Source organism: Microbacterium oxydans, from assembly GCF_000956525.1.
GTDB classification, from domain to species: Bacteria; Actinomycetota; Actinomycetes; order Actinomycetales; family Microbacteriaceae; genus Microbacterium; species Microbacterium oxydans_A.
The window spans coordinates 88,301-102,920 of record NZ_JYIW01000021.1 but is presented as its reverse complement, the minus strand read 5'-3'; the positions used below and the strand labels follow the sequence as shown (position 1 = coordinate 102,920).

The window sequence follows — 14,620 nt, the reverse complement described above, 5'->3', positions numbered from 1 at the left end:
TTCAGGAACTCCTCGTGAGTGTGTAGTGACCACGGCGGTCGAAATCGGAAACGCTCCACCCCTCGGCGAGCAGCCCGCCGAGCGCATGCCCGAGGGCGACCCGCCAGCGCGCGGCGAGGTCGGGGGCGACCCGCCGCATCTTCTCGATGTCGCTCGGGATGTCGATGCGGCAGACCTGCAGGTGGTGCGCACGATCGAGGTCGAGCACCGGCCGCTCGTCATCGGCCCACAGGACCGCCGGCGGCATCTCGACGCCGGCGGTCGCGGCAGGGCGAGGACCGACCGGCCGCTCGAGATCCCACACCACGAGCGCCCGGTCGCTGCGCTGACCGCCGTTCACGCCATCGCCGAGGTCGCCGTAGAAGTCGAGCAGATAGCTGTCGATCGTGCACCCGAGCTTGTGCAGGTTGAAGTAGGCGTTGCGGGCGACGAGCGGGTCATAGGTCCACGTCACGCGCGTGACGCCGCGCTCGAGGCACCAGGCGCGCTGATGACTCTTGATCGCGTGTCCCCATCCCTGGCCGATCGCGTCGAGACGGACCCCCGCGAGGTGGGAGTGCAGCGCGCGGTCGAAAGGCGGATGGAAGAACCCGACGCAGACCGCCATGAGCTCGTCACCGAGGAAGCCACCGGCGACATAGTTGCCGGCGTGGGCGAGCGCGGTGAGGAGCCCGGGGTTGACGTGCGCCCGCTCGACGTCGACCTGCCACACGCCGGCGACGAGCTCCGTCGCGGCAACCATCTCGGACGGCAGGCGCAGCATCCGCAGTTCCATCCCCGCCTCCGGCGCACCGGCTCCCCCCTCGAGCGGTGTCGCATCGATCGTGCCGCTCATGAGACCGTCTCCCGCAGGAAGCGGTAGCCGAGGTAGAGGCCGCCCGGTACCGGCCGCACCTGCTCCCACCCGGCGGTCTCATCGCTCGTGTAGGCGTAGACCCCCGGTACGTTCGAGGCGAACAGCTCGACCTCCTGCACCTCGTCGGGGGAGACGGGGTCGGCGTAGCTCTTGCGCTCTCGCAGCACGAGGCGCAGGCCGCCGTCTCGCGGGGCGATGTCGGCCACGAACCCCGCCGACTCCCAGGTGCCTGTCACCTGCTCCGGCGTGCGCGCACGGTCGGGGAACAGCACGGGGTGGATCCCGCCGCCGTCGAACGCCCGCGCGGCATCGTCGAAGAGTTCGCGGTAGAGCCCGTCCGGCTGCCCTCCGGACGTCAACAGCGCCACCGCGAGACCCGTCTCCGGAAAGATCCGCAGGTAGGCGCGCTGACCGATCGTGCCGCCGTCGTGCCCATACACGCGACTCCCCTGCCAGTCCTGCAGGAACCACCCCAGGCCCCATCCTGAGGTGGCACCGACGCTGGCGCGAAGGTCGACGTGCTCGGTCGCCATCAGACCAGCGCTCTCCGCGGAGAGGACGCGGGTTCCCTCCGGGGTCACCCCTCCACGCAGCGCGGTCTCGGCGAAGACCAGCAGGTCGCCGATGCTGGCCGAGATCAACCCCGCCGGTCCCATCGAACGCGGTATCCCCCACTTGCGCACCGGAACCGCCGCGGCGCCGCCCCCGGTGTGTCCCGTCGCCGTGGCGAACCTGGGTGCGTCATCGGTCAGCGAGAACGTGTGCTGCAGCCCGAGGGGGTCGATCAGGCGCGTCTTGAGCACCTCGTCCCAGGTCGTCCCGCACAGCACCTCGATGATGCGCCCCGCGACGACGAACGCGGAGTTGCAATAGGAGAACCGCTCGCCGCGCGGGTGCAGGCGCTCGGTTCCCGCCAGCTGTTCCACGTACGCGGCGACGCAGTCGTCCCCCCTCCCGGTGTCGGTGAACACGTCACCGTCGAGGCCACTGGTGTGATGCAGGAGCTCTCTCACCGTGACGGTCGGCTCCGGATCGTCGGCGAGTCGGAAGTCCGGCAGGATGCTGCGCACCGTGGCGTCGAGATCGAGCTTCCCCTCCTCGACGAGCTGCAGGATGAGCATCGTCGTCCAGACCTTGGTGATCGATCCGATCTGGAACACCGCGTCGTCGGTCACGGGCACCCCGGTCGAGGCGTCGAGCACGCCGGACGAGACCGTGCACCGATCGAGGATGGTCCCCTCGCCGGTCAGCTGCAGGATGCCGAACTGCGCCCCCACCACACCGTATCTGCGGCGCAGCAGGTCGAGCCGGTGCTGCCATTCGGCGGCATCGCGCGCGGCGGGCTCGATGGCGGCACGACCGGGCTTCGCCTGCGTGATCCGCGGGGCGGTGTACCGCTCGACCCACTCGATCAGGCGTCGTTGGTAGTCGATCCGATGCTCGACGGGTCCGGTGACGATGAACAGGTGCCCACCGCCGGGGTAGATGACGAGCCGGCTCGTCACTCCCGTGATCCGCAGGGCCGAGTACCACTCCCTTGCCTGCGCGCTCGGGCACGTCTCATCGAGTTCGCCGTGCAGCACGAGGGTCGGCGTCGTCACCCGTTCCGCGCGGGCGATCGGCGAGAGTTCGGCGAGACGGACGATCTCGGTCGGTTCCAGTCCAGCGGTCGACTCGGAGAAGAAGCCCTCCGGCTCCAGCCGCTGAACTGCCAGGGATGCGAAGTCGCAGAGCAGCCCGCCGGGAACGGCTGCGGCGAAGCGATCGGTGTGCGCCGTCAGCGCGCAGGTCAGCAGCCCGCCATAGCTGTAGCCGGCCACGGCGAGACGCTCCGGATCGGCCAGCCCTTCGGCGACCAGCGCATCGAGCGGCTCGAGGAAGTCCGGAAGATCGACCCGCGCCCAGGCGCCGTGGACCGCCGTCATGAAGTCCTCGCCGTACCCGTCCGAGCCGCGGGGATTGAGTGTCAGCACCCGCCAGCCGCGACTCGCCAGCACCTGGTGCGAGAGATGCACCTCGTCGGCCACCCCGCTCCATGCGTTGTGGGGACCACCGTGGATGTCGAGCAGCAGGGGCGCTGCACCCTTCGTTCCCGGCGCGGACAGCAGCCACCCGTGCACGACGTTTCCGTCGCTGATCGTGAAGACGCGCGGTTCGGGGTGCAGCAGCTCGACCTCGGGAAGGGCATCGCGGGTCAGCGTCGTCAGCTCACGGTGTTCACCGGTCTCGACGTTCACCAGGGCGACCTCGGCGAACGAATCCTGAGTCGTGACGACGATCGCGGCGTAGGGACTCGCGGCGGCGACCGACAACGCCGACACGACACGATGCTCCGCTGCCACCACCGGCCGCATCGTGCCGTCGGCGAGGTCGAGCGCGTAGAGGTGGGTCCAGCCGCGGTCACGCGCGCAGAACAGGATCTGCGTGCCGTCATGCGTGAGCGCGGGCCGGCCCCCGGGGTAGCCGACGGCACCCGGCATGACGTTGAGGTCGAGCCCCGCGGTCAGGTCATCGTCCGCCCGACCGTCCAGATGCAGACGCAGCAGGCGGGTGTGCCCGATCCGCATGCGGCGAAGACCGACGGCGACGACGGACTCTCCGTCCGGCATCCACAGGAGGGGGCCGGTGATGCCGGTCGCGGCGCCGATCCGGCGGGCTGGCGTGAGGAGGTCATCGACATCGACGACGTGCACGGCGCACTCGCGCTCGACGTCGGAACGCGGGAACGTCGCCGCCGCGTACGCGAGCTGAGTGCCGTCAGGAGACCATGACGGCTCTCCCACGTCGGAGGAGCCGTCGGTGATCTGACGGATGCCGCCGTCGGCGAGGTCGAGCACCAGGATGTGATGACGGACGCTGCCGGCCCACCCCACGCCGTCGATCGTGTGATCGAGCGTGTCGATCACGATCGGCGCGGTCGGATCGTCTGACCCGCGCTCCACCGGTGCCAGGAATGCGACGCGGTCCCCTGCCGGGCTCACGAACGGCCGCCCTGCTCCCGAGGGCAGTGAGGTCAGCGGCACCGGCTCGCCGGTCTCTGGGAGCAGATGCAATTGCGGCACTCCGTCGACGACCCGTCGGAACAGCAGACCCGCCGCAGAGAACTGCGGGGCGTCATCCGACGGTCCGTGGGTCAGCGCCGTGGTCGCGCCGTCGCGGTCGACGCTCCACAGCGAGGTCACCGTGTGCGCGTCTCGGACCTCGCGCCGTGTGAACACCACGTCGCCGCCGTCCGGCGAGATCGCGGTCTCTGTGGCGACGACGACGCGGTGCAGGTCGTCGAGCCGCGCGCTGCGCGAGGTCATCGGTGGTCTCCTGACCGGGAAAGGGGCGTCTCGGCGAGCGGGACGCCGAGTCGGGGGACGGCGCGCACCAGTTCGCGCGTGTACGGATGCTCCGGCGCATCGATCACCCGGGTCGTGGGTCCGCTCTCGACGAGGAGACCGTTCTTCATGACCGCCACCTCATCGCAGAGCTGGCGCACGACGGCGAGGTTGTGGCTGATGAACAGCACCGTCAGGTCGAGTTCCTGCTGCACCTTGCGAAGCAGGTTGAGCACGGTGCCCTGCACGGAGACGTCGAGCGCCGAGGTGATCTCGTCGGCCAGCAGCACGCGGGGCGCGGCGGCGAGCGCACGGGCGATCGCGACGCGCTGACGTTGACCGCCGGAGAGCTGCGATGGCAGGTCGCCGATCCGCGCCGGATCGAGCTCGACGATCTCCAGGAGCCGCGCGACCTCCGCGCGACGAGCCTTCCCGTCCTTCAGGTCGGGCCGCCGTACTTCCAGCGCCTCCGCGATGGAGGCGCCGACATTCATCCGCGGGTCGAGCGACGAGCTCGCATCCTGGAAGATCATCTGCACATCGCGGCGCAGCGCGGCGGTCCGGCCGTGGGCGCGGACGACATCCGTGCCGTCGACCAGGATGCGCCCCGCGTGGGGTTCGTGGAGACCGACGATGGCGCGTGCGATGGTCGACTTCCCCGATCCGGACTCGCCGACCAGGCCGACGGTGCGTCCGCTCGCGACCGTCAGGCTGACCCCCTGCACGGCGTCATGGGCGGAGGGTCCGCTGCCGTATCGCACGCGGACGTCCTCGAGTACCAGCTCTGTCATGATCGACTCCCCACGGGCTCGGTCGGGAACTCCGCGTCTTCGGCGATCGTCGCGAACGCGGTTCCCGGCTCCGCTTCGAGATGCGGGATGGCTTCGACGAGAGCACGGGTGTACGGATGCCGGGCGCGGCCGGCGGCGAGATCGGCGGCGGCGAGATCCTCCACGATCGCCCCCCGATACATCACGAGCACCCGGGTGCAGAACGACGACACCAGGGCAATGTCATGCGACACGAACAGCAGCGCCGTGCCCTTGACCTCGTTGACCTCGGCGAGCAGGCTCATGACCTCGCGCTGCACCGTGACGTCGAGCGCGGTCGTGGGTTCGTCGGCGATCAGCAACGCCGGCTCCCCCATCAACCCCATCGCGATCATGGCGCGCTGGCGCATACCGCCGGAGAACTCATGCGGATAGGCCTGTGCGCGCTGTTCGGCATCGGGGATGCGCACCGCGTCGAGCCGGTCGACCGCACGACGGTGCGCCGACTTCAGGTTGAGTCCGCCGTGCAGCAGGCCGACCTCTGCGACCTGTGTGCCGACGTGGAGGGCGGGATTCAGCGATGTCGCCGGATCCTGGAACACGAAGGCCATGCGGGCACCCAGCTGATGCGCCACGCCTGCCGACGAGATCCGGCTGGACACCCGCCCGCCGGCCGCCAGCTCCGTCCCCTCGAACTGCACCGTCGAGGCCGCGACCTCGATCGGTTCCTCGAGCAGGGCAGCGACGGCCATGCAGGTCAGGGACTTGCCCGACCCCGACTCACCCACGACACCGACGATCTCGCCGCGACCGACGTCGAAGCTCACCCCGCGCACGGGGTCAGCCCAGCCGTCGCCGCGCGGCACGCGCACCTGCAGATCACGCACCCGCAGCACCGGATCGTCGACCACATGCAGCGGTGCGACCTCGTTCATCGGCGCTCCCCGACGGCGTCGCTGCCGTCTCGGAGCACGGTTCAGGCCGAAGGCACGCGCGAGGGTCTCACCCACGAGAGCGAACGTGACACCGGCGAACACGATCGCAGCCGACAGTCCGAGGGTGGGCGCCGCGTTGACGAAGATGCCGTCCAGGCTCTCGTTGAGCATCCGTCCCCAGTCGTAGTCCGGTGCCTGCACGCCCAAGCCCAGGAACGACAGTCCGGTCGAGGCGACCAGCGCCGTGCCGGCGCCGATGCTGGCGTTGACGATCAGCGGGTCGCGGACGTTGGGGAGCACATGCCGGGTCAGGATGCGGAAGCGGGAGACCCCGAGAACGCGCGCGGCGTCCACGTAGTCCCGACCGGCAGCGGATGCGCCGAGCGTCTGCGCCAGGCGAGCAAAAGCGGGTGCCATCGCCAGCCCGATCGCCAGGGTCACACTGACCACACCCACTCCCACGATGATCGAGACGACGATCGCGAGCAGCAGCGAGGGAAAGGCCAGCGCGACTCCGAGGATGCTGTTGACCACGCGGGCCACCCAGTTCGGTGCGACGGTCGGCAGCAGGCCGAGGAGGACGCCCAGCGTCACCCCGATCAACGTCGCGAGCAAGGCCGTCACGACCGAGATGCGGGTCGCGCTCAGCAGCCTCGCGAGCACGTCGCGCCCGCCGGCGTCGGTGCCGAGAGGGTGAGCGGCGCTGGGTGCCATCGACAGCTGGGTCAGGTCGGCGACCTTCGCCGTCTCGCCCCAGATGACGGGTCCGAATGTGGCGAGCAGGATCAGTGTCACGAGCAGCACGGAGGCGATGATGCCCAACGGCGAGCGCAGCGCTGTCACCAGCGCATGCTGCGAGGACGACGATGCAGCGGGCACCGCGGGGATCGGGGGAGGGAGAGTCGTCATGTCAGGCGTCCTTCAGCGTCGAGCGTGGGTCGAGACACACCAGGACGAAGTCGATGAGGAGGTTCGCGACGAGGACGATCAGCCCGTAGACGAGCACGATGCCCTGCGCGAGCGGGAAGTCCTTGCTCCGCACCGCGTCCACGATCGTGAGCCCGAGTCCCGGCCACGAGAAGATCGTCTCCACGAGCACCGTGCCGGCGACGAGCGAGCCGAGCACGAGGCCGCCGACGGTGAGCGCGGGGGTCACGAGGTTCGGCAGTGCGTGGTTGAGGTAGAGGCGACGCCGCGACATGCGCTTGGCGCGGGCGGTGCGGATGTAGTCCTGCGAGAAGACGGTGAGCGCTTCGACGCGCACGATGCGGGAGACCCCAGCGATGAGCCCGATCGACAGCGCGAGCACGGGCAGCACGTAGGAGTTCGCACCCTCGCGGCCGGCGACCGGCAGCAGTGTCGTCTGCACGGCGAACACGTAGACCAGAGCGACGCCGATCACGAACTCCGGGATGACGGCGACCAGTCCGCTGACCGAGGTGTAGGCCACGTCGAGACCGGGGCGACGTCCGCCGCGGGTCAGCGCGGCGATCACGATGCCCAGCGGGATCGAGACCACCAGCACGGTCGCGAGCGACAGGAACGCGAGTTCGAGTGTCGCCGGAAGGCGCTGTTCGAGGATCGTGGTGACCGGGAGGTTCAGCGAGAACGAGTCGCCCAGATTCCCGGTCAGCAGTCCCTTCCAGAAGGAGAGGTACTGCTGCCAGAGCGGGTCGTTGAGCCCGAGGCTCTCACGACGGGCTTCGACGATGGCCGCTGTCGCGTTGGTGCCGAGCGCGTTGCGCACCGGGTCTCCGGGGATCATGCGCACCATGAGGAAGACGACGGTCACGAGCGCGACCACCGACCAGAACAGGCGGATGACCCGGCGCAGGAGGAAGGCGCCCACGGCCCCGCCCCGGGAGGAACGAGCCCGCCGACCCCGGACGGTTGCCAGGGCATCCGTCCGGGGCAGCGTGGTGGTCATGAGAGGACGCGGATCGCCGCACCGGGCAGGTATCCGCCGACCGGCCGGATGATCGACTCTGCCCCGTTGAAGTACATCTTGAACGGGGTCATCGAGACCGGGACGAGGTCTGCGGCGTCGAACAGTGCGGCCTCGGCGTCGCGCCAGGTGTTGCACGCCTCCTCGCCCGCCAGGTCGGCGGCTGCGGTGGCGGCCTCCACGTAGGCCTCGTTCTCGATCCCGGCGAAGTTCGTGCCGTCGGGGGGCACCGGACCGCTCAGGTACTGCGGGAAGATCGCCGGCGTTCCCGATTGCAGGATCAGGCCGAGGCTGGCCGTCCATTTGGTCGGGTCCTCTGCGGCGAAGGTGTTGGCGAGGACGTAGTTCTCGTCGCCACCGTCGAGGGTGACCTTGACCCCGGCGTCCTCCCACTGCGTGGCGACGTACTCCGCCGCTGCGCTCCGGGAAGCCGTGCTGTTGTCGTAGATGAGGGTGATCTCGGCGCCCTTGACCCCGGCCAATGCCGAGGCTGCGGCCTTGGGGTCGTAGGTCGGCAGCGTCCCGTCGATCGAGTCGTAGCTGCACAGGCTCGGTTCTTCACCGAGCAGCGACTTCGCACGTTCACCCTTGCCCTCTGTGAGGATGTCGGTGAGCGTGTCGAGATCGACCGCCTGTGTGAGCGCCCTGCGCACGCCGGTGTCGGCGGTCGGCATCTCGGCGTTGTGGTTGTAGATGATCATCCCGGAGATCGTCGGGGACGACAGCGACTTCAGCTCGCCCAGTCGTTCCTCGTCCTTCCCGCTGACCACCGCCGCGTTGAGCCCGCCCGAACGCAGCAGGTTGGCCGCCGTCGACGGACTCGGCACGATCTTGATGGTCACCGTCTTCGGCACACCCTCCGTCGTGCTCGTCGTCGCCTTGGGACCCCATTCGTAGCCGTCGCGACGCGTCAGCGTGATCGAGTCGCCGGCGACGACATCATCGATCTGGAACAGGCCGGTGCCGTTGCTGCCGGCGGAGAGGCTGGAGGGATCGGCGAGACCCGCGTCGCACACCATCTGCTGGCTGCCGAGGTCGTAGAGCATGAACGGGCGCGGCTGCGTGGTCGAGACGGTGAGGGTGTTGCCCTCGGCCGTGATGGTGGCGTCGGAGGGCACCACTGACTCCAGCCTCGGCGACTCGTTGGCCGGATCGAGGATCCAGTTCAGGTTCGCGGCGGCGGTCTCCGCCGTGAACGGCGTGCCATCCGCGCAGGTGATGCCGTCGCGCAGCGTGTAGGTGACCTTGGTCGGGCTCTCGGTCCAGCTCTCGGCGAGGTAGGGCTCGGGCTTCACGGTCTCCGGATCGACGTACAGGAGCGTGTCGTAGGAGTATGCGCCCACGATCTGCGCGTTGACGATGTTCGTCGTCAACGGGTTCAGATCGCCGGGGTCCGAGTTGATGGCCACCGAGAAGGAGCCATCCTTCACGAAGTCCTCACCTGACGACGACGGGCCGCCGCATGCGGTGATACCGAGCGCTACGGCGAGAAGGAGCGGGAGTGCATAAGTTCGGGTTCTCATGATTCGGGACCGCCATTGATCTGAATGGGCTGATGTTCCTCACAGTTTCACCCGCGCTCGCAGATCGCTCATCGTGCGTTCAGCTGATGAATCGCAGGATCCGTTGGACGATCGACCTAGTTCTAGACGGGGTGGTTCCGAGAGAGCAGCCCCCGAAGGCCGTGCCGGCGTCAGTTCGACGGCACGAGGGCCTCGAGACGCAGCTGCAGCAGCAGCCCGAAACGAGTGTCAGGGTCTCGAAGATCCGCGCCCGTGATCTCCTCGATGCGTTCGAGCCGATACCGGAACGTGTTCTTGTGGATGTGGACCTCGCGAGAAGCGGCGAGCACGTCGCCGAAATGCTCGAGCCAGGCTCGGAGGGTCGCCACCAGCTCGGTGCGGTGGGACGCGTCGTACTCCCGCAGCACGATGAGCGGTCCGTCGAGCGTGACACCGTCAGCGTCGAGCAGGTCGCCGATCCGGAACATCAGGGCGTCGATCTGGACATCGGCGAACCTGGCGGCTCTGCCGACGCGCTCCGGTCGCGAGCGGAGCACCCGCAGCGTCGCCTCCGCGTTGCGCCGCGAGAGCGACAGCCCGCTCACATCGCTCACCACATCGCCGAGGCCGGCACAGAACTCCGTCGACGTGTCGAGGCGGCCGACGAACTCCGTCGCCAAGCGCTCGACCGCCGCGACCGCATGCTCGTCGGCACTGCGCAGTGGAACGACCGCGTAGACGAGTCCACCCATCGGGATCGCGATCGCGCGGGGGTGCACGGAGCGCAGATGCATGCGGAGCGCCGCGGCGGCGCGCTGCGTGTCGGACACCGTGCGGATCTCGTCCTCATCCTGGAGCGGCCCCAGCACGAGGACGCAGGCGGGCGACCTCTCGAACCCGAGCTGCTGCGCGGCTTCCCGCGCCGACGATCCTCCGTCGAGCAGCATCATCCCCAAGGACTCGGCCACCCGCTCCGCGGCATCCGCACTGACCCGGGCGCGCAGCATGGCCAGACCGACGACCTGCGCGGCCTCGATCATGCGCAGCTCGCGCTCGGCGTCGAAGGGCTCTGGCGTCACCGCCCAGATCGAGCCCAACACCTCGTCACCCGCCGCGATGCGCATCGCCACTCGCGGCATCGTGTCGGGCGCCGGCTTGGCCAGGAAGATGGGGCGCTCTGAGCCGTAGATGAGAGGGAAGACACCCTGCGTGCGCTGATGGTTGCTGTACACCTCTGGCACCTGAAGGCCGAGGATGGTGAGTCGGCGGGCCTCGTCCGTGCCGAGCTGGTTGGCCGAGAAGGCCACGACCCTCGAGGAGCGGTCTTCGATCGTGACCGGCGCGCCCAGCAGCGCTGACACGGAGTCGGCGAGCGTGAAGAGATCCCGCGCGGGGTCATTGGCGCCCTGCTCCGCACCGCTCGGACCGAGGTTGAGGGCACTGATGAGCAGGGTCGCGACCTGCACCCACGACGCGCCGCGCACCAGGCCGAAGAGCGAGACCTGGTACTGCTCGGCGCTCGCGGCGACCTCGCGACTCACCGGGAGCGATTCGCGGACGATCAGCGCGGCCGCACGCGCCTCACCTGCTTGGCGCACCAGATCGGCGAGGTCGTCATCGGTCGCCACCGCCACCGCCAGCACGATCGCGTCCTGCGTGATCTCCGGCGGATCCAGCGGATCGTGCAGCACGACGGTCGACACCGGCCGCGCGGCCTGCGCCCGCCCCGCTTCGAGAGTGAGCAGAGTCGTCCCCAGGCGCTCGGTCAGCTGCCCCAGGTTGGTCGTGAACGTCGCGGCCGACATGGGATGAGCGTACAGCAGGAGGACTTCGATACTGGTCGATCGCACGATCGCCTGCGTCGCCGCCGAGGCGAGAATGGTGAGAGTCCGCGCATGAGCATGAGGAGTCAACGGTGAAGGTCTACATCTCGATCGACATGGAGGGCATCGCCGGTGTGGCAACCCTCGACCAGGTCGTCCGCGGGGGCACCGGGTACGCCAGAGCCCAGGAGCTCATGACGCACGAGGCCAATGCGGCGATCGCCGGAGCCTTCGAGGGCGGGGCGACCAGCGTGCTCGTCAACGACTCCCACGGCACGATGGACAATCTGCTGCACGACCGGCTCGACCCGCGCGCCCGCCTCGTCTTCGGCTCCCCGAAGGCGCAGTGCATGGCGGAAGGCCTCACCGAGGATTGCGATGTCGCCCTGTTCGTGGGGTACCACGCGCCGGCAGGCGCACCGGGTGTCCTGGCCCACACCTTCTCGGCCCATTTCGGCGAGGTGCGGATCAACGGAGCCCGTGTCTCGGAGGCCGAGGTCAACGCGATCTACGCCGCATCTCTCGGCGTTCCGGTCGGACTCGTCACGGGCGACGACGTGATCGGCGCGATCGCCTCCGACGTGTTCTCGGGTGCGACGATCGTGACGGTCAAGAGGGCCCACGGATTCTCCGCCACCGACACCGTCGCGCCGAGCGTCGCCCGCGAGCTGGTGCGCGAAGGAGCCGCTCGCGCGGTCGCCGATGCTGCCTCGCTCCGCCGCCCCGTCACCGAGCTCCCCCTCACCCTCGAGGTCGACATGCCCTCGCCGGTGGCGGCCGAGCTCGGCGCCTGCATCCCCGGGTGCCATCGCACCGCCGACCGCACCATCACCGCGGAACTCGACAACGCCGCGGATCTGCTGGGGCTCATCACCGTGCTCTACGAACTGGCGCAGGGCAGCGAGAACGCCCGGCAGGTGCTCACGAACCGTCGCTGATCAGGTCGCGCACCAGGGCTGCCAACAGCTCGGTGCGCGGCTGGATCGCGCTGACTTCGGCGTGTTCGTCGCGAGCGTGCGCTCCTCCGCCGACTGCTCCGAGCCCATCGAGGGTCGCCACACCGGCACCGGCCGTGAAGTTGCCGTCCGATGCTCCTCCCACGGCCATCCCCACGAGCGGTGGATGGCCGAGGTCTGCGGCCAGTGCCGCCGCGCGCGCGAAGAGGTCGGCGGATGCCGCGGCTTCCAGAGGAGGACGGTTGACCCCGCCGTGCACGACGAGCGTCGCCCCCTCGACACCGAGGCGCAGCTCTCTCATCGCGGTGTCGACCCGCTCCTGCTCGGCGATGGTCGTCGCTCTGACGTCGACCGCGACCGTTGCGCGGTCCGGCACGGTGTTGCCTGTCGTGCCGGATGACATCAGCGTTGGTGTGACCGTGGTGCCGACGGCGGGGTCGGCCAGAGCGGCCAGGGCGATGACGAGGTGCGCCACGCCGACCGTGGCGTTGATCCCCCGTTCGGGCTCCAGCCCGCTGTGCGCCGCCCGACCGAGCACCTCGAGTTCGTACAACGACACGCCTTTGCGCTCGGTCTTGAGCGCGCCACCGGGCCCTGCGGCCTCGAGCACGAGGGCGGCGCGGCATCCGGTGGCCCTGGACTCGATCAGCGCGCGCGAGGTGACGGATCCGACTTCCTCATCACCGGTCACCAAGACCGTGACCTGGTCGAGCACGCCGTCACCGTGCCTGGCACGGAGCATCGCGAGCGCATGCACGATCTGTACGACCCCCACCAGCATGTCGAAGCATCCGGGGCCGCGGATGACTCCTCCGTCGACGGTGAACGGCAATTCCGCAAGGCTTCCGATCGGCCAGACCGTGTCATGGTGGCCGAGCAGCAGCACCCGGCTGTCACGACCCTGCAGCACGACGTGGTCGACCCCGTCGATCCGCAGGGTCTCGGGGCGCCTGCCCAGCCGGTGCTCGATCACGTCGGAGAGCACGACAGCAGAGCGGGCGACGGCATCGTGATCGGCCGACGGCGACTCGATCGTCACCAGGTGTTCCAGGTCAGCGAGGAACTCCAGGAGCTCGAAGCGTGAACCTTCGAGGTTCCGAACCGCCTCAGAAGTAGGTACGGACAGCACCTGTCACCTCGTATCTATCGGTGACGACCGGGATGAGCCGCCACTTGTCGAACGTCGTGCAGGGGTGTGAGATGCCGAGACCCACGAGGTCGCCGACCTCGAGGGAGAGGTGCTCCGGGACGGAGACCATTGCGTGCTGGTCGTTGACTCCGGTGACCTGGAGCCCTTCGACCGGCTGCGTGCGTCCGCCGCGTCGGACGGCGAAGGGCAGGGGCAGATCCGCGTCGGTCGAGACGTCGCGGCGACCGGCGCCGAGGATCGCACGCCCCGGCTCCGGGCAGGACAGTACTTCGGCCCACACTTCGAGCGCCGGCAGCGGCTCCGGATCGCGCCCTGTGAACGGCGATGTGCGCGCGTAGAGGCCGTGGTCATGAGTCAGATAGCACCCGCTGCGCAGAACCACCTCGATGCGGTCTCCGGTCCAGGCTTCGCGGAACTGCGTGACGACCAGATCGAAGTACGAGCTGCCGCCGAACGACACGAGGGCACCGCGCGCGGGAAGCATTCCGCGGTCCAAGAGATCGTGGAGCACGGTCGCGGACCATCCGAGGAACTCTGCGACGTGACGTCGACGCTCGTCGAGGTCACGTCCAGGCACGAGTCCTTCGTATCCTTCGAGGCCGACGAGCTGCAACCCGTCGGCCTCGTGGACCGCCTGCGCGATACGCATGGCCTCCTCCGTGGACCGCACCCCTCCGCGTCCGCCGGAATAGCCGAGCTCGATCATCACGGATTGGGGGCGAGGATCATCGTCGGCACCGATCACGCGATCCGCGAGTGCGGAGACCGTCTCGACGGAGTCGACCAGCATCAGCACCTGAAGGTCGGGATCCGCCCGCTGGCACGCGGCGAGGTAGGTGAGGTCGGCGGGACCGACGACCGGATTGGCGATCAGGATGCGCTGCACTCCAGCGGTGAGAAAGACCCTCGCCTGCTGGACGTTGGCGACCGTGACACCCCACGCCCCGGCCGCGAGCTGGCGTTCGACCAGGGCCGGACTCATCGTGGTCTTCGCGTGCGGCGCGAGAAGCACGTCATGGCGCGCGCAATAGTCCCGCATCAATCCGAGATTGCGCTCGATGGCGTTGTCCCGCAACGCGACCACTGGCAGATGGAAGTCACCGTTCAGGAGATTCCATCCCTGCGCACCGACTTCGGCGAGCGGCACGCCACCGTCGGGGAAAGCCCGGTCTCGCCAAGTGACCACGTCATCCGTCATGTCAGCTCCTCGCTGTCGGCCCTCCACGTCCAGTCCGAGTATCTCTCGAGGGCGTCCTCGGAGATTGGGGCTCGAGACTCAATACTCAGACGTCTGTTCAGGCAAGTGACCAATCCGCATTCCGCGGTCTCGACGACGGCATCCGGTCACTTCTCTCAGGAA

The 14,620-nt window shown here is 69.0% G+C and carries 10 protein-coding genes; 1 reads left to right on the top strand and 9 read right to left on the bottom strand.

The features are described from left to right. Position 1: 1 nt before the first annotated feature. The 7 genes from RS83_RS05870 to RS83_RS05840 form a co-directional block, all read right to left on the bottom strand. Positions 2 to 835, bottom strand: coding sequence for a hypothetical protein (locus RS83_RS05870; protein ID WP_045278591.1), 834 nt, complete (start codon positions 833 to 835; stop codon positions 2 to 4). Next, entirely contained in the window at positions 832 to 4,161 is a 3,330-nt protein-coding gene (locus RS83_RS05865; protein WP_045278590.1) for a serine hydrolase, read from the bottom strand. Before RS83_RS05865 ends, RS83_RS05870 begins: the two co-directional genes overlap by 4 nt. Then, the gene (locus tag RS83_RS05860) at positions 4,158 to 4,970 is read right to left on the bottom strand and encodes an ABC transporter ATP-binding protein (protein ID WP_045278589.1); all 813 of its coding nucleotides are present in this window, start codon (positions 4,968 to 4,970) and stop codon (positions 4,158 to 4,160) included. The genes RS83_RS05865 and RS83_RS05860 overlap by 4 nt, the downstream gene beginning before the upstream one ends. Next, complete coding sequence (locus RS83_RS05855) at positions 4,967 to 6,793, bottom strand: dipeptide/oligopeptide/nickel ABC transporter permease/ATP-binding protein (RefSeq protein WP_052678896.1); 1,827 nt, start codon at positions 6,791 to 6,793, stop codon at positions 4,967 to 4,969. Before RS83_RS05855 ends, RS83_RS05860 begins: the two co-directional genes overlap by 4 nt. 1 nt (position 6,794) lies before the next feature. After that, a complete protein-coding gene (locus tag RS83_RS05850; RefSeq protein WP_197072072.1) occupies positions 6,795 to 7,733 on the bottom strand; it encodes an ABC transporter permease in 939 nt (312 codons plus the stop codon). Positions 7,734 to 7,807: 74 nt separating this feature from the next. After that, positions 7,808 to 9,238, bottom strand: coding sequence for an ABC transporter substrate-binding protein (locus RS83_RS05845; protein WP_197072071.1), 1,431 nt, complete (start codon positions 9,236 to 9,238; stop codon positions 7,808 to 7,810). A 284-nt stretch (positions 9,239 to 9,522) separates the two neighbouring features. Next, the gene (locus RS83_RS05840; RefSeq protein WP_045278673.1) at positions 9,523 to 11,136 is read right to left on the bottom strand and encodes a PucR family transcriptional regulator; all 1,614 of its coding nucleotides are present in this window, start codon (positions 11,134 to 11,136) and stop codon (positions 9,523 to 9,525) included. Positions 11,137 to 11,246: 110 nt separating this feature from the next. On the opposite strand from RS83_RS05840, the gene RS83_RS05835 reads away from it, so the two are divergent. Continuing rightward, positions 11,247 to 12,092: a M55 family metallopeptidase gene (locus RS83_RS05835; protein WP_045278586.1), complete on the top strand. Its 846-nt coding sequence runs from the start codon at positions 11,247 to 11,249 to the stop codon at positions 12,090 to 12,092. Here the strand turns inward: RS83_RS05835 and RS83_RS05830 are convergent. Together RS83_RS05830 and RS83_RS05825 are read right to left on the bottom strand one after the other, a co-directional pair. Next, positions 12,076 to 13,149 (bottom strand): M20/M25/M40 family metallo-hydrolase, encoded by a 1,074-nt coding sequence (locus RS83_RS05830; RefSeq protein ID WP_231587729.1) that lies wholly within the window; start codon positions 13,147 to 13,149, stop codon positions 12,076 to 12,078. The genes RS83_RS05835 and RS83_RS05830 overlap by 17 nt on opposite strands. Positions 13,150 to 13,216: 67 nt before the next feature. Further along, entirely contained in the window at positions 13,217 to 14,458 is a 1,242-nt protein-coding gene (locus RS83_RS05825; protein WP_045278585.1) for an amino acid deaminase, read from the bottom strand. Positions 14,459 to 14,620 lie beyond the last annotated feature (162 nt).

Excerpts from the sequence above, each read along its gene's own strand:
- RS83_RS05870 (WP_045278591.1), bottom strand. The coding sequence starts at position 835 with ATGAGCGGCACGATCGATGCGACACCGCTCGAGGGGGGAGCCGGTGCG.
- RS83_RS05860 (WP_045278589.1), bottom strand. The coding sequence starts at position 4,970 with ATGACAGAGCTGGTACTCGAGGACGTCCGCGTGCGATACGGCAGCGGA.
- RS83_RS05855 (WP_052678896.1), bottom strand. The coding sequence starts at position 6,793 with ATGACGACTCTCCCTCCCCCGATCCCCGCGGTGCCCGCTGCATCGTCG.
- RS83_RS05865 (WP_045278590.1), bottom strand. The coding sequence starts at position 4,161 with ATGACCTCGCGCAGCGCGCGGCTCGACGACCTGCACCGCGTCGTCGTC.
- RS83_RS05825 (WP_045278585.1), bottom strand. The coding sequence starts at position 14,458 with ATGACGGATGACGTGGTCACTTGGCGAGACCGGGCTTTCCCCGACGGT.
- RS83_RS05840 (WP_045278673.1), bottom strand. The coding sequence starts at position 11,136 with ATGTCGGCCGCGACGTTCACGACCAACCTGGGGCAGCTGACCGAGCGC.